This window comes from Faecalibacterium taiwanense (genome assembly GCF_036632915.2).
Lineage (GTDB): Bacteria > Bacillota > Clostridia > Oscillospirales > Ruminococcaceae > Faecalibacterium > Faecalibacterium taiwanense.
In genome coordinates this window covers 2,826,469-2,844,693 of record NZ_CP155552.1, presented here as the reverse complement: position 1 = coordinate 2,844,693, position 18,225 = coordinate 2,826,469, and the positions used below count along the sequence as shown (strand labels likewise).

Here is an 18,225-nt window from a genome sequence, read left to right as displayed (position 1 = left end):
TTATTCCGCATTTATGGGCGAAACGCTTGATAAATGCGGATTTTTTCGTTATCATAGAAGAAAGAAATTCAAGAATGAGGGACAAAAGATGATAAAGCTTTCATATGAGCAGCAGATCGCATTCAATTCGCTGTCCATCATCGCGGGCAATGCACTGTATGCGCTCACGGTGGTGCTGTTTCTTGTGCCGTCAGGCCTGATCACCGGCGGTGCCACCGGCATCGCACTGGGCATCAACCGTGCATTGGGACTGCCGGTGTCCGGTGTGCTGTTCGTCATCAACATGACCATGCTTACGGTGGGCTGGGTGCTGCTGGGGCGGCGCTTTGCCATCACCACCATTGCCAGCACCGTGCTCAGCCCCCTGTTTCTGGCCCTGTGGGAGCGGGTGTTCACAGGCTTTGTGCTCACCGATGATCTGGTGCTCAACACCATTTTTGCAGGCTTCGGCGTAGGCATTTCGCTGGGCATCACCATCCGGGCAGGCGCATCCACCGGCGGCATGGACATCCCTCCGCTGGTGCTGAACAAATATTTCCACATCCCGGTGTCGGCCAGTATGCTGGTGTTCGATATGCTCATCCTCTGCATGCAGGCGGCGTTCAGCCCGCTGCAGCAGTGTCTGTACGGCATCGTGATGGTGATCGTGTATACAGTGGTGCTGGACAAGGTGCTCATCTTCGGCACTACCCGCACCGAGGTAAAGATCATCAGCCAGCACGCCGATGATATCCGCGAGGCCATCTTCACCCAGCTGGACCGCGGTGTGACCGTGCTGCATGGCGAGGGAGGCTACAGCCACGAGCCGGAGCAGGTGCTGCTGAGCATCGTGAGCAACCGCCAGCTGCCGAAGCTGGAAAAGCTGGCCCATGCCATCGACCCCACCTGCTTTATGATCGTGAGCCATGTGACCGAGGTGAGCGGGCGCGGCTTCTCGCTGGATAAGAATTACCAGTAAACGCTGAAAATCCCAGCAGATACTTGAAAAACAGTACTGGTTTAGGGTATAGTATAGAAGAACGGTAGGTTATGCCGTGATTTTACCCAACAGGAAAGGAAAACCATCATGTTTGATATTTTCAATATGCTCAAGAAGGAAGAACACAAGGACGCAAAGCAGGTGACCCGCGAGACCATCATCGGCGATATTCTGGATATGGACCAGACCACCGCTCCCTACTTCATGGAGATCGGCATGCACTGCCTGGGCTGCCCTGCATCCCGCGGCGAGAGCATCGAGGAGGCCTGTGCTGTCCACGGCGTGGACTGCGATGAGCTGATCGAGAAGCTGAACGAGCATCTGGCCGCAAAGAAGGCATAAATTGCTGCCCACACTGGATGCGCGTCTGGCTGCCGCCGCAGAGCTTGTGCGGCCGGGAGAGCCGGTGGCAGACATCGGCTGCGACCACGGCAAGCTGACGGCGGTGCTGGCGGCTTCGGGAAAATACCCGAAGGTGATCGGTGCCGACCTGCGGCCCGGCCCGCTGGCAAAGGCAGAGCAGACGCTGGAACATGCAGGCTGTAAAGACCGCGCTGAGCTTCGGCTTGGCGACGGTCTTTCTGTGCTTACGGAGAACGAAGTAGGCAGCATCGTGCTGGCGGGCGTTTCCGCCCAGACCACTTGGGAAATTTTAGAGAAAGCCCCGTGGGTGTTCACCGTGGGAGGGCCGCGGATCATCATGATCCCGGCCACCCGCCACGACGCGCTGCGCCGCTGGTTATGGGAGCATGGCTTCTCCTTTGCAGCCGACCGCCCGGTGCAGGCGGCGGGCCGCTGGTACGCGGTGATGGCGGCGGAGTACACCGGCAGGGTGTATGCGCCCACCTTTGCCGAGTGCCTGTTTGGCAGTACGGGAGAGTGGCCCGAGGGAAAAGGCTACGCCGACTGGCAGAAGGCAAAGCTGCCCCGGATGCGCCTTGGCGTGCCGGATGGCAGCGAACTGGCGCAGGAAATCGATAGTTTATTAGCTGGCTTGCCCTCTCAGGCCGCTTCGCGTCCAGCTCTCCCAAAGGGAGAGCCTTTGGCAAAATGATGAACGCTGCATGGAATGCCAAGGCCTCTCACCATGGGAGAGGTGGCATTGCGTAAGCAATGACGGAGAGGGCGAGGATGGTGAAGATATGATAACAGTTAATCAGGTATACGAAGCAATGCAGGCCATCGCGCCGCTGGAGCTGGCGGAACACTGGGATAATCCCGGCCTGCTGGTGGACTGCGGCGGGCAGATGCACCGGGTGCTGGCAGCACTGGACATCACCCCCGAGGTGGTGGCCGAAGCCGCTGCAAAGCAGTGTGAGATGATCGTGTCCCACCACCCGGTCATTTTTGATCCGCTCAAAAAGATCGGCCCGCAGGATGTGCCTTTCCAGCTGGTGCAGGCGGGCATTTCTGCCATCTGTATGCACACCAATCTGGATGCTGCCGAGGGCGGCGTGAACGAAGTGCTGGCAGGCATCTTTGAAATGAAGAATATGGAAACCTTTGCCGAGGGCTGCGGCCGTGTGGGAGCCATTGAAGAAATCGCGGTTCCGGAGCTTGCCCGCAAGGCACAGCAGGAGCTTGCTGCGCGCTGCAACCAGCCGAAGAACGGCCCGGCGGTGCAGGTGAAGTTTGTGGATGCGGGTAAGCCGGTCAAGCGCTTGGCGGTCATCAGCGGTGCGGGCGGAAGCCTGTTTGCAGATGCCATTGCTATGGGCGCGGACTGCCTGCTGACCGGTGAAGCCAACCACCACCACGCCATCGATGCCAAGCGGCTGGGCCTTTCGCTCATTGCGGCGGGCCACTACGCCACCGAATTTCCGGTGACTGCCGCCGTGGCTGCAAAGCTGCGCGCCGCCCTGCCGGAGCTGGACGTGCTGGTGAGCACTGAAAACCGGGATCCGTATACGTATTTATAAGGGAAAGCTGCAATAAGGTGAACGGCCTCGCCCTCTCAGTCTCGCATCTGCTCGACAGCTCTCCCAAAGGGAGAGCCCTTGGCAAAACCATGAACCTTGCGTAGACTGCCAAAGCCTCTCACTTTGGGGAGGAAAGACTTCCCCCGCGCCGGGGGAAGATGTCACCATAGGTGACAAAAGGGGGAGTGTGGCACGGCGTTAGCCGTGACGGAGAGGGCGAGGCCGCTTAAAATAAAAGAATTTCCATTCCAAATCATAAACGAGGTAAACACTATGGCATTGGATGCCGCGACACTGGCCCTTACGGCAGCAGAGCTCAAAGCAACGCTGACCGACGCCAAGATCGCAAAACTATTTGAACCCACCCGTGATGAGCTGGTGCTCACCCTGCGCACCCGCACGGATACCTATGCGCTGCTGCTTTCGGCCCGCAGCGGTTCCGCCCGCGTGTGCCTGACCGAAGAAAGCTTTGAAAACCCGGAAACGCCGCCCTCCTTCTGTATGCTGATGCGCAAGCATCTTACCGGCGGCAGGCTGCTGGACGTGCACATGGAGCCGGGAGACCGCATCGTCTATTTTGATTTTCAGTGCACCAACGAGATGGGCGACCTTGTGCGCAACACCCTGTGTGCCGAATTGATGGGCCGCTACTCCAATCTGGTTCTGGTGCAGAACGGCAAGATCATTGACGCACTCAAGCGCGTGGATTTTGAGGACAGCGATGTGCGCCAGCTGCTGCCGGGCCTGCCCTACACCACGCCGCCCAAGCCTGCAAGACCGGACTTCCTGCTGGTGAGCAGTGCGTCCATCGTGGCAGCAGCCTGCCAGAGAGATCTGCCGGTGGCAGATGCCCTCAACAAGACCGTGGCCGGTGTTGGCCCGGTGGTCTGCCGCGAAGCTGCATGGCGTGCCTTTGACGGCGAACATCTGCCCGCCAATGAGCTGACCGAGGAACAGAAGCGCAAGCTTATGGCTGCCATCGACGAGCTGAAGGAAGAGCACGCAACCGGCGGTACGCCCTGCAGCGTCACCGACCCCAGCGGAAAGCCCATCGAGTATACCTTCTTCCGCCCGCAGCAGTACGGCGAAAAGTATATAATAAAGGAATGGCCCTCCTTCAACGCCATGCTGGAGGGCTACTACGCTGAGAAGGACCGCGCGGAACGCCTGCGCACCAAAAGCAAGGAGCTGCACAAGGCGGTGCACAATATGTACGAGCGCGCCGTGCGCAAGCAGGCGGCCCGTCAGGAAGAGCTTGCTGCCAGCGGCAAGAGCGAAAAGCTGCGTCTGTACGGTGAGCTGCTCTCGGCCAACCTCTATCTGGCCCAGAAGGGCATGAAGAGCATCACCGTGCCCAACTGGTACGACGAGGGCAAGGAAGTGACCATCCCGCTGGACCTGCGCTTTACCCCCAGCCAGAATGCCCAGAACTTCTTCAAGAACTATAAAAAGAAGCAGACCGCCGCCCGGATGCTGGTGGATCTGCTGGCAGAGGGTGAAAAGGAGATCGCCTATCTGGAAACGGTGCTCTACGAGGTGGAGTCCGCTTCCGGTGAAGCGGCCCTCAACGAGATCCGGGCAGAGCTGAAGAGTCAGGGCTACCTGAAATACTACAAGCAGCGGGATAAGCGCCAGAAACCGGCGGATTTCCTGCGGTTCACTTCCACCGATGGCTTTGAGATCCTGGTAGGCCGCAACAACGTCCAGAACGACAAGCTCACCCTGCACACCGCCCGGGGCAAAGACCTGTGGTTCCATGTGCAGAAGGCCCCCGGCAGCCACGTTGTGGTCATGAGCCGGGGCGAGGACATCCCGGACACCACCAAGCAGGAAGCCGCGGAGCTGGCAGTTATCTACTCCAGCACCTACAAGGCAGGCACCGGCGCCAAGGTGGCGGTGGACACCACCGAGGTGAAAAACATCTGGAAAGCCAGCGGTGCCAAGCCCGGCATGGTGCTGTACGAGGTGTACACCACGGTCTATATCACGCCCCGGGATGGGCTGGCGGAACAGCTGAAAAAGAAATGATCTAAATGGCCTCCGCTTTGCTCTGGCCGTCTTCAGCGGAAGAATTATTTATATTTTCGGCATACCGGAGCGTCTGCGGACGCTCCGGTATGCCATTTTCACGGGTGGGGTCGTAAAGGCGACCGGCATCTGTAGCGCCTGCTTCCTGCGGAAGCAGCAGCGCGGCAGGAAAGCAGCCTCGCCCTCTCCGTCTGCTCACTACGTTCGCATCCACCTCTCCCAAGGGGAGAGGCCTTGGTAAAGAGATGAAGTTTGCGTGGACTGCCAAGGGCTCTCCCTTTGGGAGAGCTGGCACGAAGTGACTGAGAGGGTGAGGCCGCTTCCCTTTATATAATAGGTATAATCCGCAGCAAAACCGTCCATACTACCTCTGCAAAAGCGGGGCAGGGGAGTTTTCCACCGGCAGAAAAGCCTGCGGATTGTGCATCTTGCACAGAAAATGCGCGCTTTGACAAAACGGAGAAAATAAAAAAGAAAATTCGTTCTTTTTTCTAAAAAACACTTGCCAAATGCACGAAGGTGTGATAGAATAACTCTCGGCTGCAAAGGGCTTGTGCGATACAAGTCGTGCAGGCCAGCGATATGCGTAGATGCGGGAGGTTGTCATCCGGCGATAGCTGCGATGGGTTATTTCCGCGGAGTATGTCCGATCTTAGAACCGGGCGAAAGAATTACTGACAGCGATGGAATACGTTCCCTCGGCAGAGAAGTTACTCCTCTGCGAAACGGGCGGAACCAATGTTCGGATTTGATTTGCTAATATGTTTCCGGGAGAACTGCCATGCGGTTCACCGGTTTTTATAGTGCCAAATCGAGGAACACCCGGAACTGTGTAGAGCAATTTATCGGCTCGCCTAGGGCAAAATCAATTTTTTCAGGAGGCGTAAGCAATGGCAGTCAAAGAGAAAATCAGAATCCGTCTGCAGAGCTATGATGCTCAGCTGATCGATGCCGCAGCAGAGAAGATCGTGGAGACCGCAAAGCACACCGGTGCACGCGTGTCCGGCCCCATCCCCCTGCCCACCGATCGTGAGATCGTTACCGTTCTGCGCGCTACCCACAAGTACAAGGATAGCCGCGAGCAGTTCGAGAGCCGCACTCATAAGCGTCTGATCGACATTCTGAAGCCGTCCAACAAGACGGTCGAGGCTCTGATGAGCCTCCAGCTCCCCGCTGGCGTGGACATCGAGATCAAGCTGTAAAAGACACTCGATCAAATTCGATGCCCTCGTTTCCCGAGGGGTCATGTTGGCAGTGACGTGCGCTGCCAACCAATAACCTTTACAGGAGGAAAAGAAAATGGTTAAAGGCATTATCGGCAAGAAAGTCGGTATGACCCAGCTGTTCGACGCGAACGGCAAGGTCGTTCCCGTCACCGTCATCGAGGCTGGTCCCTGCACCGTCGTGCAGAAGAAGACCGTCGAGAGCGATGGCTACCAGGCTGTTCAGCTGGGCTTCGGCGAGGTTTCCGCCAAGAAGGTCAACAAGGCAGCTGCAGGCCACTTCAAGAAGGCAAACGTTGCCCCCAAGAAGACCCTGCGCGAGTTCCGTCTGGAAGATGTTTCCGCAATGAACGTTGGCGACGTGCTGAAGGCTGATGTCTTCGCAGAGGGCGACAAGGTGGACGTTGTGGGCGTTTCCAAGGGCAAGGGCTACCAGGGCGTTATCAAGCGCTACGGTCAGCACCGTCTGCGTGAGAGCCACGGCACCGGTCCTGTTGCTCGTCATGCAGGTTCTAACGGTTCCACTTCTACCCCTGCTCGCGTGTTCCCCGGCAAGCGCCTGCCCGGCCACATGGGCTTTGTGCGCGTCACCGTGCAGAACCTGACTGTTGTCAAGGTTGACACCGAGAACAATCTGATCGCTGTCAAGGGTGCGGTCCCCGGTTCCAAGGGCACCATCATCACTCTGGCCAACAGCGTGAAGGCGTAAGGAGGAAAGCTACAATGGCAAAGTTTAACGTAGTCGATATGAACGGTCAGCATGTTAGCGAGATCGAGCTTTCCGACGCCGTGTTCGGTATCACCCCGAACGAGAAGGCTGTCCACATTGCTGTGGTGAACTTCCTGGCCAACCAGCGTCAGGGCACCCAGAACACCAAGATCCGCATGGAAGTTTCCGGCGGCGGCAAGAAGCCCTGGCGTCAGAAGGGCACCGGCCACGCTCGTCAGGGTTCCATCCGTGCACCGCAGTGGACTCACGGCGGCGTCGCTCTGGGCCCCAAGCCCCGCAGCTACAACTACCACATCAACAACAAGGTCAAGCGCCTGGCTCTGCTGAGCGTGTTGTCCGACAAGGCTGCCAATGGCAACATGGTCGTTGTTGACAAGTTCGCTTGCGATGAGTACAAGACCAAGACCGTGGTTGCAATGCTGAACGCTGTTGGTGCCGGCAAGAAGAACCTGCTGGTCAACGAGACTGTCGACGCAAAGTTCGTCAAGAGCGCTGGCAACATTGCCGGTGTGAAGACCACCTTCGCAGGCAGCGTGAACACCTACGATGTGCTGAATGCCGACAAGCTGATCATCAGCGTCGACGCAGCTAAGAAGCTCGAGGAGGTGCTTGGCTAATGAAAACCGCACATGATATCATCCTGAAGCCGGTCATTACCGAGAACTCCATGGCTGGCATCGCTGACAAGAAGTACACCTTCAAGGTCGCTACCGATGCTACCAAGGTCGAGATCGCTCAGGCCGTTGAGGTCCTGTTCCCGGGCGCTAAGGTCGCAAAGGTCAACACCATCTCTGTGCGCGGCCGTTTCCGCCGCCAGGGTATGCACGCCGGTTACACCGCTGCATCCAAGAAGGCTATCGTGACCCTGACCAAGGACTCCAAGGAGATCGAGTTCTTCAACAGCATGGTCTAAGCCGAACCCGCCGAGGGTTCCTCTATGGGGATATGACCCCGATAATAATTCATAAGATAAACAAAGGAGAATAGCACTATGGCTATCAAGAAGTATGGCCCCACTACTCCGGGCCGCCGCGGCATGACCGTCACGGATTACAGCGTCCTGTCTAAGGTCGCTCCCGAGCGCAGCCTGCTGGAGCCCATGAAGAAGCACAGCGGCCGCAACAACACCGGTCGCATCACCGTCCGTCATCAGGGCGGCGGCAACCGCACCAAGTATCGTGTCATCGACTTCAAGCGTCAGAAGACCGATATGCCCGCTACCGTCAAGACTCTCGAGTACGATCCGAACCGCAGCGCATTCATCGCTCTGGTCGAGTACACCGATGGCGTCAAGAGCTACATCATTGCTCCCGATGGCCTGAAGGTGGGCGATGTGGTCATCAGCAGCAAGTCTGCCGACATCAAGCCCGGCAACTGCCTGCCCTTCGAGAACATCCCCGTCGGTACCATCATCCACAACATCGAGCTGTATCCCGGCCGCGGCGCTCAGCTGGTTCGTTCCGCTGGCAACATGGCTCAGCTGATGGCTAAGGAGAATGGCTACGCTCTGGTTCGTCTGCCCTCCGGTGAGATGCGCAACGTGCCCGTGAACTGCACCGCAGTCATCGGTCAGGTTTCCAACATCGACCACGAGAACGTCAATCTGGGCAAGGCTGGCCGCAAGCGCCACATGGGCGTGCGTCCCGGCAGCCGTGGTACCGTCATGAACCCCTGCGACCATCCCCACGGTGGTGGCGAGGGCCGCGCACCTGTTGGTCACTCCGGTCCTATGACTCCCTGGGGCAAGCCCGCTCTGGGTCTCAAGACTCGCAAGCATCATAAGCGCTCCGATAAGCTGATCGTGAAGCGTGCAGGTAAGTAAGAGAGGAGTTTAAGACAATGGGTAGAAGCATTAAAAAAGGACCTTTCGTCCAGGCTGCTCTTATGAAGCACGTTGAAGCGATGAACGCTTCCGGCAAGAAGCAGGTCATCAAGACCTGGAGCCGCGCCTCCACGATCTTCCCCGAATTCGTTGGTCACACCTTTGCCGTCCACGACGGCCGCAAGCATGTGCCTGTGTATGTGACTGAGGACATGGTTGGCCACAAGCTGGGTGAGTTCGTTCCCACCCGTACCTTCAAGGGCCACACTGGTAATTCTAAGTAATAGAGGGAGGAACACAACATGGAAGCTCGGGCAATTCTTCGTTATGCCCGCATTAGTCCTCGTAAGGTGTCTATCGTTATGGACCTGATCCGTAACAAGCCCCTGGACGAAGCGCTGGCAATCCTGCAGTACACCCCGAAGGCAGCTTGTGAGCCCCTTCTGAAGCTGGTGAAGTCTGCAGCCGCTAATGCGGAAAACAACTTCAATATGGACAAGAACAACCTCTACGTCGCCGAGTGCTACGTCTGCCCCGGCCCGACGCTGAAGCGCATGATGCCTCGTGCACAGGGCCGCGGCTACCGCATCCTGAAGCGCACCAGCCACATGACCGTTGTTCTGAAAGAGAAAGAGTAAGGAGGGAAAACAATGGGCCAGAAAGTAAATCCGCACGGCATTCGTGTCGGCGTTATTAAAGACTGGGACAGCCGCTGGTTTGCCTCCAAGAAGGATTTCAGCGATAACCTCGTCGAGGACCACAAGATCCGCACTGAGCTGAAGGCTCAGCTGAAGGATGCTGGTGTGCCCAAGATCGAGATCGAGCGTACTGTGGACCCGTCCACTTCCGCTCCTCGCGTAACTGTCAACATCTACTGCGCTAAGCCCGGCATGGTCATCGGCAAGGGCGGCGAAGAGCGCGTTGCTCTGCAGAACAAGCTGACCAAGGAGTATGGCAAGACTGTCATCGTCAATGTCATCGAGGTCAAGAGCGCTGCTACCAACGCTCAGCTGGTTGCTGAGGATATCGCTCGTCAGCTGGAGAACCGCGTGACCTTCCGTCGTGCCATGAAGCAGTGCATGCGCAATGCCATGAGCCCCCGCGATCGCGCAACCGTTCCCGCAAAGGGCATCAAGGCAATGTGTTCCGGCCGTCTGGGCGGCGCTGATATCGCTCGTACCGAGAGCTATCACGAGGGCACTATCCCCCTGCAGACCCTGCGTGCTGACATTGACTACGGCTTTGCAGAGGCTGCTACCACCTACGGCCGTATCGGCGTCAAGGTGTGGGTCTACAAGGGCGAAGTCCTGAAGAGCGCTAAGACCGCTCAGAAGAAGGAAGGAGGCAACAAGTAATGTTACTGCCTAAGCGTGTTAAGTACCGCCGCGTCCAGCGCGGCCGCATGACCGGCAAGGCTACCCGCGGCAACGTGGTGTGCCAGGGCCAGTACGGCCTTGTTGCTCTGGAGCCGGCATGGATCTCTTCCACCCAGATCGAGGCTGCTCGTGTTGCCATGACTCGTTACATCAAGCGTGGCGGCAAGGTGTGGATCAAGATCTTCCCCGATAAGCCCGTGACTGAAAAGCCCGCTGAGACCCGCATGGGTTCCGGTAAAGGCTCTCCCGAATACTGGGTCGCTGTTGTGAAGCCCGGCCGCGTTCTGTTCGAGCTGGCAGATGTCGATGAGGCAACTGCTCGTGAGGCACTGCGCCTGGCTATGCACAAGCTGCCCATCAAGTGCAAATTTGTTGTCCGTGAGGACTCCGTGAAGGAGGATGGCACCAATGAAGGCTAATGAACTCCGCGAAATGCAGACCGCAGAGCTGACCAGCAAGCTGGCAGACCTGAAGGCCGAGCTGTTTAACCTGCGCTTCCAGCATGCCATCAACCAGCTGGAGAACCCCGGCCGCATCGAAGCAGTCAAGAAGGACATCGCCCGCGTGATGACCGTTCTGGCTGAGAAGCAGTAAGGAGGTTAAACGATGGAAGAACGTAATCTGAGAAAGACCCGCGTCGGCGTCGTCGTGTCCGACAAGATGGATAAGACCATCGTGGTTGCCGTTAAGGATAGCGTGCAGCACCCCCTGTACAAGAAGATCCTGAAGCGTACCGCCAAGTTCAAGGCTCGTGATGAGCAGAACGAGTGCGGCATCGGTGACCGTGTTGAGATCATGGAGTGCCGCCCCCTGTCCAAGGATGTGCGCTGGCGCCTGGTCCGTATCGTTGAGAAGGCAAAGTAATTTGCCCGCTGCTTTGAACAGTTTGAAAGGAGATATCTGATATGGTTCAGATGCAAACTTATCTCAAAGTTGCCGACAACACCGGTGCCAAGGAGCTGATGTGCTTCCGCGTGCTGGGCGGCACCCGCAAGAGATACGCAAACATTGGTGACGTCGTGGTCTGCTCTGTCAAGAAGGCAGCCCCCGGCGGCTCCGTTAAGAAGGGCGACGTCGTCAAGGCTGTCATCGTGCGCAGCAAGCATGGCGTCCGCCGCGACGACGGCTCCTACATCCGTTTCGATGAGAACGCCGCCGTTATCGTTATGGCCGACAAGAGCCCCAAGGGTACCCGTATCTTTGGACCCGTTGCTCGCGAGCTGCGTGATGCCGGCTACACCAAGATCCTGAGCCTGGCTCCGGAATCGCTGTAAGGAGGTTTTAAAAATGAATAATCTTCATGTTAAAACCGGCGACAACGTTATGATCATCAGCGGCAAGGACAAGGGCCACACTGGTAAGGTCCTGCAGGTCAGCCCCTCTGAGAACAAGGTCATCGTTGAGGGCCAGAACATGGTTACCAAGCACGTCAAGCCTCGTCGTCAGGGCGAGCAGGGCGGCATCGTCAAGGCTGAGGGTGCTATGTACGCATCCAAGGTCATGCCCATCTGCCCCAAGTGCGGCAAGGCCGTGCGTGTGGGCCACGTCGAGAAGGACGGCAAGATGGTTCGCGTCTGCAAGAAGTGCGGCGCTGAGCTGTAAGAAAGGAGTAAGGAACAATGGCTCGTTTGAAAGAACAGTATGTCAATGAAATTGCTCCTGCTCTGAACTCCAAGTTCGGTTACAAGAGCGTTATGCAGATCCCCAAGCTGGACAAGGTCGTCATCAACGTTGCCTGCGGCGAAGCCAAGGACAACGAGAAGATCCTGGAAGCTGTCATGAAGGATCTGGGCCAGATCACTGGCCAGAAGGCAGTTGTGTGCCGTGCCAAGAAGAGCGTTGCTAACTTCAAGCTGCGCCAGGGCACTCCCATCGGCTGCAAGGTCACCCTGCGCGGTGAGCGTATGTATGAGTTCGTCGATCGCTTCTTCAACATCGCACTGCCCCGTGTCCGCGACTTCCGCGGCATCAACGGCAACGGTTTTGACGGCCGCGGCAACTTTGCATGCGGCATCAAGGAGCAGATCATCTTCCCCGAGATCGACTTCGAGAAGGTCGATGCAGTCCGCGGCATGGATGTCTGCTTTGTCACCACTGCCAAGACTGACGAAGAGGGCAAGGAGCTGCTGAAGGCTCTGGGCGCTCCGTTCGCAGAGAACAACTAAGGGAGGAGATTTCTACAATGGCTAAACTGTCTATGAAGCTGAAGCAGTCTCGTCCTGCTAAGTTCTCTACCCGTGCATACACCCGCTGCCGCATCTGCGGCCGTCCCCACTCCGTGCTGCGCAAGTACGGTGTGTGCCGTGTGTGCTTCCGTGAGCTGGCCTACAAGGGCGAGATCCCGGGCGTGAAGAAGGCTTCCTGGTAATCAAGCCAGAGGGCCGGATAATTTGTCGGATATCCGCCCCGGGGCAACGATGTTTCGGGGCGGTATCATTATAAAACAAACGAGAGCTAATCTAAGGAGGTTAGTGGCAAATGCAGATTACTGATCCTATCGCGGACCTGCTGACTCGCATCCGCAACGCTAGCACTGCCAAACACCCTTCTGTGGAGATCCCCGCTTCCAACATGAAGAAGGCTATCTGCCAGATTCTGGTTGACGAGGGCTACATCAAGGGCATGCAGGTCAAGAACGACACCGTTCAGGGCACCATCGTTGTCACCCTGAAGTATCAGGCTAACGGCGAGCCCGTTATCGCTGGTCTGCGCCGCGTGTCCAAGCCCGGCCTGCGCATCTACACCAACTGCGAGGATATGCCCAAGGTCATGAAGGGCCTGGGCACCGCAATCATTTCCACCTCTAAGGGCATCATGACTGATAAGGCTGCACGTGCTGCACACGTCGGCGGCGAAGTCCTGGCCTACGTGTGGTAAGAAAGGGGTAAAAGACAATGTCGAGAATTGGAAGAAAACCCATCGTCATTCCTGCCGGCGTTACTGTCACTGTCGATGAGGCAGCACATCACGTCGCCGTCAAGGGCCCCAAGGGCAGCCTGAATTCCAACTATCATCCCCTGATGACCGTCAAGGTCGAGGGCAATGAAGTTCTGGTTACCCGCCCCAATGACGAACCCCAGGCCCGCAGCCTGCACGGCCTGACCCGTACCAACATCGCCAACATGGTGAACGGTGTTGTGAACGGCTACGAGAAGAAGCTGGAGATCGTGGGCGTTGGTCTGCGCTGCCAGAAGCAGGGCTCCAACCTGGTCATGAACCTGGGCTTCTCTCATCAGGTGAACATTCCTGATACTGAGGACTGCACCATCGTGTGGCAGGATCCCAACCACTTCACCGTTACCGGTATTGACAAGCAGAAGGTCGGCCAGTATGCTGCCGAGATCCGCGCCAAGAAGCCGCCCGAGCCTTACAAGGGCAAGGGCATCCGCTACGAGGGCGAGGTTGTCAAGCACAAAGAAGGCAAGGCCGGCAAGGGCAAGAAATAAGGTAAGGAGTGAAAGACAATGGTTAAGCAGATCGACAAGAACGAAGCTCGTCTTCGTCGTCATCGCCGCGTTCGTAACAAGATCAGCGGCACCGCAGCACGTCCTCGCCTGGATGTTTTCCGCTCCGCCAAGCACATTTACGCTCAGATCATCGATGATGAGCAGGGCGTGACTCTGGTGTCGGCTTCTACTATGGACAAGGACTTCAACGGCAACGGCGGCAACGTCGAGGCCGCTGCTGAGATCGGCAAGAAGATCGCAGCAAAGGCTCTGGAAAAGGGCATCACCGAGGTCGTGTTCGACCGTGGTGGCTACGTTTATCATGGCCGTGTTAAGGCCCTGGCTGATGGCGCCCGTGAGGGCGGCCTGAAGCTGTAATGAGAGGAGGAAACACATTATGGCTATGAGAAACCGTGAAGACGACGGCATGATCACCAAGGTTGTCTCCATCAACCGCGTTTCCAAGACTGTCAAGGGCGGCCGCATCATGAAGTTTGCCGCTCTGGTTGTCGTGGGCGACGGCAAGGGCACCATCGGTTACGGCATCGGCAAGTCCGGCGAAGTGCCTGAGGCAATCCGCAAGGGCGAAGCTGCTGCTAAGAAGAACATGCACAAGGTTGCCCTGAAGGGCACCACCATCCCCCACGAGATCGTCGGCAAGTACGGCGCAGGCGCCGTTCTGCTCAAGCCGGCTGCACCTGGTACCGGTATGATCGCCGGCGGCCCTGTGCGTGCCGTCATTGAGGCTGCTGGCATCAAGGACATCCGTGCGAAGTCTATGCGTTCCAACAACCCCATCAACGTTGTTTCTGCTACCTTCGCAGGTCTGTGCGGCCTGGTCAGCGCTGAGTCTGTCGCTGAGAAGCGCGGCAAGACCGTGAAAGAAATTCTGGGTTAAGGAGGTAACAAACCATGGCAGATAAGATGCTCAAGATCGAGCTGAAGAAGAGCCTGATTGGCCGCGGCGCTAAGCAGATCGCTACCGCTGAGGCTCTGGGCCTGAAGAAGCCGGGCGACGTTACCGTTCAGCCTGACAATGCCGCTACGCAGGGCAAGATCGCAAAGATCGGCTTTATGCTCAGCGTCACCGAAGCCTAATAGCAGGGGGTATACGCATAATGAAACTTCATGAATTGCACGCGATTCCCGGCGCAAACAAGGCTGTGACCCGCAAGGGCCGCGGCATTGGCTCCGGCAATGGCAAGACTGCCGGCTTCGGCAGCAAGGGCCAGAAGGCCCGTTCCGGCGTGAAGCACGCTGGTTTCGAGGGCGGCCAGATGCCTCTGGCACGCCGCCTGCCCAAGGTTGGCTTTAACAACATCTTTGCTACCCAGTACGCCATCGTCAACGTGGCTGATCTGGAAGCTGCTTTCAATGCCGGCGATGTCGTCGATACCGAGGCTCTGAAGGCAAAGGGTCTGGTCAAGAAGACTCTGGACGGCGTTAAGGTTCTGGGCAACGGCGAGCTGACCAAGGCTCTGACCGTGAAGGCCGCAGCCTATTCCGCTTCTGCCAAAGAGAAAATCGAGAAGGCAGGCGGAAAGGCTGAGGTGATGTAAGGTGTTCCAGACATTCCGTAACGCATGGAAGATCCCCGAGCTTAAAAATCGTCTCCTGTTCACGCTGGCGATCCTCGTGGTGTACCGTCTGGGCTGTGCCATCCCCGTTCCGTTCGTTTCCGGCTCTGCGCTGACGCAGATGTTCGCAAACGGCGACATGCTCTCCTATCTGAACATGATGAGCGGTGGTGCTCTGGCCCGTTGCACGCTCTTCGCGTTAGGTGTGACACCCTATATCAACGCCTCCATTATTGTGCAGCTGCTCACCGTGGCAATTCCCGCGCTGGAAAATCTGGCAAAGGAAGCCGACGGCCAGCAGAAGCTGCAGCAGATCAACCGGTACGCAGGTGCTGTGGTCGCTCTGATCATGAGCATCGGCTACTACTTCGTGATCCGCAATATGGGCGCACTGAAGTACGTTTCCGGCGGTGCCGGCATCTTTGCCGCCATCGTCATCATCGCAACCTTTGTGGCTGGCGCACAGCTGATCACATGGTGCGGTGAGCAGATCGATGACAAGGGCATCGGCAACGGTGTCTCGCTCATCATCTTTGCTTCGATCGTCTCCAACTGGTCTTCGCTGTACACCTCTGTCAAGGGTCTGCTGACTCAGGCAGCGTCCGGCAAGCCCCAGTACTACTTCTTCCTGCCGCTGCTGATCGTGCTGGCACTGGTGGCTGTGGTCTTCGTGGTCGTCATGACCAACGCAGAGCGCCGCATCACCATTCAGTACGCAAAGCGCGTGGTAGGCCGCAAGCAGATGGGCGGTCAGAACAGCTATCTGCCCCTGAAGCTGAACATGAGCGGCGTTATGCCCATCATCTTCGCTTCGGCTCTGGTGTCCATCCCGGGCACCATCGGCAGCTTCCTGCAGATCGACCAGCAGGCACACCCGGTGTGGTATGCATTCTTCCACACCTTCAACTACACCTCTTGGCTGTACGTTGTGATCTACCTGCTGCTGATTCTGGCATTCAACTACTTCTATGTGGCCATCCAGTACAACCCCGTTGAGATCGCCAACAATCTGCGCCGCAACAACGGCTCGATCCCCGGCTTCCGTCCCGGCAAGCCGACCAGCGATTTCATCACCCGCACCCTGAACAAGATCACCCTCATCGGTGCCATCTTCCTGGCTGCGGTGGCTGTGCTGCCGATCATTCTGGGCAACCTGACCGGTATGAGCATCCAGCTGGGCGGTACCAGCCTGCTGATCGTGGTTGGTGTGGCACTTGATACCACCCGCAGCCTCGACAGCTTCATGACGATGCGCAACCACAAGGGCTTCCTTGGTTGATCCACAATAATTAAGATGTGAGAAAGCACTGGAAAGGAGAGTACGCTCGAACTTTTCAGTGCTTTTTTACTTTTTTGGAGTTTACATCCTCTAGCAAAGGAAAGGAATGATCCTATGAATCTGATCCTGTTGGGCGCACCTGGTGCTGGTAAGGGCACTCAGGCCGAGATCATCTGCGCCAAGCTGAACATCCCCTCCATCAGCACCGGCAACATTCTGCGCGCTGCTGTCAAGGAAGGCACCGAGATGGGCCTGAAGGCAAAGAGCTTTATGGACGCTGGCGCTCTGGTGCCCGATGAGGTCATCATCGGCATCCTGAAAGAGCGTCTGGCTCAGCCGGACTGCGCAAACGGCTTTATCCTGGACGGTGTGCCCCGCACCATCGCTCAGGCCGAGGCCATCGAGACCATGGGTATCCGCATCGACAAGGTGCTGGAGCTGCAGGTCGAGGACAATGTGATCGTTGACCGCATGAGCGGCCGCCGCGTCTGCGAGAAGTGCGGCGCAAGCTACCACATCGTCAACAAGAAGAGCAAGGTCGAGGGTGTGTGCGACCTGTGCGGCGGCAAGACCGTCATCCGCAAGGACGACCAGCCTGCCACCGTGCTGGATCGTCTGAAAGCATATCATGAGCAGACCGAGCCGCTGGTGGAGTTCTACCGTACCCGCGGCAAGCTGGCAGAGATCAAGTTCTGCCCCTCCATCGAGGAGACCACGGCTGAAGTCATGAAAGCTTTGGAGGCATAATCGTGATTCAGATCAAAAATGCGAAAGAGCTGGACGGCATGCGCAAGGCAAATGCCCTGAGCGCAGCTGCCCTGAAGTACGGCGGTGAGCATATCGAAGCAGGTATGACCACATGGGAATTGGATAAGCTGATCTACGACTTCATCGTGAAGCACGGCGGCACCCCCAATTTCAAGGGTCTGTATGGTTTTCCGGGCACGGCCTGCATCAGCCTGAACGATACCATCATCCATGGTATCCCTTCGCATGACATCGTCATTCGTCCCGGTGATATCGTCAGCATCGACACCGGCGCAAAAATCGATGGCTTCAACGGCGACAATGCCTGCACCTATGCGGTGGGCAAGGTCGATCTGGAAGCACAGCGCCTGCTGGATGTGACCAAGGCTGCTCTGTATAAGGGCATCGAGCAGGCTGTGGCCGGCAACCGCATCGGCGACATTGGCTATGCCGTGCAGAGCTACTGCGAGGATGCCGGTTTCTCGGTCGTCCGCGAGTTCGTGGGCCACGGCACCGGCCGTGAGCTGCACGAGGACCCGGAAGTGCCCAACTACGGCCATCAGGGCCGCGGCCCGCGCCTTGTGCCCGGCATGACCATTGCCATTGAGCCCATGATCTGCCAGTACGACTGCAAGATCACCCAGTCCAAGGACGGCTGGACCGTCAAGACCAAAGACGGTGGTCTGGCTGCGCACTTTGAGCACTCCAATGCGATCCTGAAGGATCACACTGAGATCATGACCCGCTTCTGGGATGACCCGGATTTTGACCCGGAAAAGTTCAGCCTGAAGTAAGCAATCATAAAAAAGGAGCCGCTGCGCAGATGATGTGTGGTGGCTCCTTTTGCGTATGGAGTATTCTTGTCGCAGCTGCTTTTTTGGTTAGCGGGCTCGCCCTCTCCGTCTTTGCTTCGCAAATCCACCTCTCCCAAAGGGAGAGGCCTTGGCAAAAAGATGAAGGTTGTGTGGATTGCCAAGGGCTCCCCCTTTGGGGGAGCTGGCAAATCCGTAGGATTTGACTGAGAGGGCGAGGCTGCTGCCCTTGTGCGAGATGCCTTTTTCCCTTTCCGCTCCTGCTGTTTGTGCAATTATGACAACTT

29 protein-coding genes are annotated in these 18,225 nt (G+C 57.4%); all 29 read left to right on the top strand.

What is annotated here, in order from left to right; genetic code table 11:
• Positions 1 to 88 precede the first annotated feature (88 nt).
• The 29 genes from PXT33_RS14195 to map all read left to right on the top strand — a co-directional run bounded on the left by PXT33_RS14195 (position 89) and on the right by map (position 17,920).
• Entirely contained in the window at positions 89 to 958 is an 870-nt protein-coding gene (locus PXT33_RS14195) for a YitT family protein (protein ID WP_332376822.1), read from the top strand.
• Between the two features lie 108 nt (positions 959 to 1,066).
• The gene (locus PXT33_RS14190; RefSeq protein ID WP_005938058.1) at positions 1,067 to 1,321 is read left to right on the top strand and encodes a DUF1858 domain-containing protein; all 255 of its coding nucleotides are present in this window, start codon (positions 1,067 to 1,069) and stop codon (positions 1,319 to 1,321) included.
• Between the two features lies 1 nt (position 1,322).
• On the top strand, positions 1,323 to 2,033 hold the full coding sequence (locus PXT33_RS14185; RefSeq protein ID WP_120079774.1) for a class I SAM-dependent methyltransferase: 711 nt from the start codon (positions 1,323 to 1,325) through the stop codon (positions 2,031 to 2,033).
• Positions 2,034 to 2,121: 88 nt separating this feature from the next.
• On the top strand, positions 2,122 to 2,898 hold the full coding sequence (locus PXT33_RS14180) for a Nif3-like dinuclear metal center hexameric protein (protein ID WP_332376821.1): 777 nt from the start codon (positions 2,122 to 2,124) through the stop codon (positions 2,896 to 2,898).
• 273 nt (positions 2,899 to 3,171) lie between these two features.
• On the top strand, positions 3,172 to 4,926 hold the full coding sequence (locus PXT33_RS14175) for an NFACT RNA binding domain-containing protein (protein WP_332376820.1): 1,755 nt from the start codon (positions 3,172 to 3,174) through the stop codon (positions 4,924 to 4,926).
• Between the two features lie 890 nt (positions 4,927 to 5,816).
• Entirely contained in the window at positions 5,817 to 6,128 is a 312-nt protein-coding gene (gene rpsJ / locus PXT33_RS14170) for a 30S ribosomal protein S10 (RefSeq protein WP_005934923.1), read from the top strand.
• 97 nt (positions 6,129 to 6,225) lie between these two features.
• On the top strand, positions 6,226 to 6,858 hold the full coding sequence (gene rplC, locus PXT33_RS14165; RefSeq protein WP_005938036.1) for a 50S ribosomal protein L3: 633 nt from the start codon (positions 6,226 to 6,228) through the stop codon (positions 6,856 to 6,858).
• 14 nt (positions 6,859 to 6,872) lie between these two features.
• Positions 6,873 to 7,496 carry a 50S ribosomal protein L4 gene (rplD, locus tag PXT33_RS14160; RefSeq protein ID WP_005938033.1) on the top strand — a complete coding sequence of 208 codons (624 nt, stop codon included), beginning with the start codon at positions 6,873 to 6,875 and terminating at the stop codon, positions 7,494 to 7,496.
• Positions 7,496 to 7,792 carry a 50S ribosomal protein L23 gene (gene rplW, locus PXT33_RS14155; protein ID WP_005938030.1) on the top strand — a complete coding sequence of 99 codons (297 nt, stop codon included), beginning with the start codon at positions 7,496 to 7,498 and terminating at the stop codon, positions 7,790 to 7,792. The genes rplD and rplW overlap by 1 nt, the downstream gene beginning before the upstream one ends.
• Positions 7,793 to 7,870: 78 nt before the next feature.
• The gene (gene rplB, locus PXT33_RS14150) at positions 7,871 to 8,701 is read left to right on the top strand and encodes a 50S ribosomal protein L2 (RefSeq protein WP_005938027.1); all 831 of its coding nucleotides are present in this window, start codon (positions 7,871 to 7,873) and stop codon (positions 8,699 to 8,701) included.
• Between the two features lie 17 nt (positions 8,702 to 8,718).
• Positions 8,719 to 8,985, top strand: a complete 267-nt coding sequence (gene rpsS, locus PXT33_RS14145) for a 30S ribosomal protein S19 (RefSeq protein ID WP_005921883.1) — start codon at positions 8,719 to 8,721, stop codon at positions 8,983 to 8,985.
• Positions 8,986 to 9,003: 18 nt separating this feature from the next.
• Complete coding sequence (gene rplV / locus PXT33_RS14140) at positions 9,004 to 9,339, top strand: 50S ribosomal protein L22 (RefSeq protein WP_005921882.1); 336 nt, start codon at positions 9,004 to 9,006, stop codon at positions 9,337 to 9,339.
• Positions 9,340 to 9,351: 12 nt separating this feature from the next.
• On the top strand, positions 9,352 to 10,056 hold the full coding sequence (gene rpsC, locus PXT33_RS14135) for a 30S ribosomal protein S3 (RefSeq protein WP_005938023.1): 705 nt from the start codon (positions 9,352 to 9,354) through the stop codon (positions 10,054 to 10,056).
• Positions 10,056 to 10,496, top strand: coding sequence for a 50S ribosomal protein L16 (rplP, locus tag PXT33_RS14130; protein WP_005938020.1), 441 nt, complete (start codon positions 10,056 to 10,058; stop codon positions 10,494 to 10,496). The genes rpsC and rplP overlap by 1 nt, the downstream gene beginning before the upstream one ends.
• Positions 10,486 to 10,671, top strand: a complete 186-nt coding sequence (gene rpmC, locus PXT33_RS14125) for a 50S ribosomal protein L29 (RefSeq protein WP_005921879.1) — start codon at positions 10,486 to 10,488, stop codon at positions 10,669 to 10,671. Before rplP ends, rpmC begins: the two co-directional genes overlap by 11 nt.
• Before the next feature lie 12 nt (positions 10,672 to 10,683).
• Positions 10,684 to 10,941, top strand: a complete 258-nt coding sequence (gene rpsQ, locus PXT33_RS14120; protein WP_005938017.1) for a 30S ribosomal protein S17 — start codon at positions 10,684 to 10,686, stop codon at positions 10,939 to 10,941.
• 41 nt (positions 10,942 to 10,982) lie between these two features.
• Positions 10,983 to 11,351: a 50S ribosomal protein L14 gene (gene rplN / locus PXT33_RS14115; RefSeq protein WP_005938014.1), complete on the top strand. Its 369-nt coding sequence runs from the start codon at positions 10,983 to 10,985 to the stop codon at positions 11,349 to 11,351.
• A gap of 13 nt (positions 11,352 to 11,364) precedes the next feature.
• Positions 11,365 to 11,679: a 50S ribosomal protein L24 gene (gene rplX, locus PXT33_RS14110; protein WP_005934911.1), complete on the top strand. Its 315-nt coding sequence runs from the start codon at positions 11,365 to 11,367 to the stop codon at positions 11,677 to 11,679.
• A 17-nt stretch (positions 11,680 to 11,696) separates the two neighbouring features.
• Positions 11,697 to 12,242, top strand: a complete 546-nt coding sequence (gene rplE / locus PXT33_RS14105; RefSeq protein WP_005938011.1) for a 50S ribosomal protein L5 — start codon at positions 11,697 to 11,699, stop codon at positions 12,240 to 12,242.
• A gap of 17 nt (positions 12,243 to 12,259) precedes the next feature.
• A complete protein-coding gene (locus tag PXT33_RS14100) occupies positions 12,260 to 12,445 on the top strand; it encodes a type Z 30S ribosomal protein S14 (protein ID WP_005921866.1) in 186 nt (61 codons plus the stop codon).
• 110 nt (positions 12,446 to 12,555) lie between these two features.
• A complete protein-coding gene (rpsH, locus tag PXT33_RS14095; protein WP_005938007.1) occupies positions 12,556 to 12,954 on the top strand; it encodes a 30S ribosomal protein S8 in 399 nt (132 codons plus the stop codon).
• Positions 12,955 to 12,971: 17 nt separating this feature from the next.
• Entirely contained in the window at positions 12,972 to 13,523 is a 552-nt protein-coding gene (gene rplF / locus PXT33_RS14090) for a 50S ribosomal protein L6 (RefSeq protein ID WP_005938003.1), read from the top strand.
• An 18-nt stretch (positions 13,524 to 13,541) separates the two neighbouring features.
• Positions 13,542 to 13,901: a 50S ribosomal protein L18 gene (gene rplR / locus PXT33_RS14085; protein ID WP_005938000.1), complete on the top strand. Its 360-nt coding sequence runs from the start codon at positions 13,542 to 13,544 to the stop codon at positions 13,899 to 13,901.
• Between the two features lie 19 nt (positions 13,902 to 13,920).
• Positions 13,921 to 14,421 (top strand): 30S ribosomal protein S5, encoded by a 501-nt coding sequence (gene rpsE, locus PXT33_RS14080; RefSeq protein WP_005937997.1) that lies wholly within the window; start codon positions 13,921 to 13,923, stop codon positions 14,419 to 14,421.
• Between the two features lie 14 nt (positions 14,422 to 14,435).
• Positions 14,436 to 14,621: a 50S ribosomal protein L30 gene (rpmD, locus tag PXT33_RS14075; RefSeq protein WP_005934904.1), complete on the top strand. Its 186-nt coding sequence runs from the start codon at positions 14,436 to 14,438 to the stop codon at positions 14,619 to 14,621.
• A 20-nt stretch (positions 14,622 to 14,641) separates the two neighbouring features.
• Positions 14,642 to 15,082, top strand: a complete 441-nt coding sequence (gene rplO, locus PXT33_RS14070) for a 50S ribosomal protein L15 (RefSeq protein WP_005934902.1) — start codon at positions 14,642 to 14,644, stop codon at positions 15,080 to 15,082.
• Between the two features lies 1 nt (position 15,083).
• Complete coding sequence (gene secY, locus PXT33_RS14065) at positions 15,084 to 16,379, top strand: preprotein translocase subunit SecY (protein WP_005937994.1); 1,296 nt, start codon at positions 15,084 to 15,086, stop codon at positions 16,377 to 16,379.
• A 114-nt stretch (positions 16,380 to 16,493) separates the two neighbouring features.
• Complete coding sequence (locus PXT33_RS14060; RefSeq protein WP_005937991.1) at positions 16,494 to 17,126, top strand: adenylate kinase; 633 nt, start codon at positions 16,494 to 16,496, stop codon at positions 17,124 to 17,126.
• 2 nt (positions 17,127 to 17,128) lie between these two features.
• A complete protein-coding gene (map, locus tag PXT33_RS14055; protein ID WP_097777145.1) occupies positions 17,129 to 17,920 on the top strand; it encodes a type I methionyl aminopeptidase in 792 nt (263 codons plus the stop codon).
• Positions 17,921 to 18,225 lie beyond the last annotated feature (305 nt).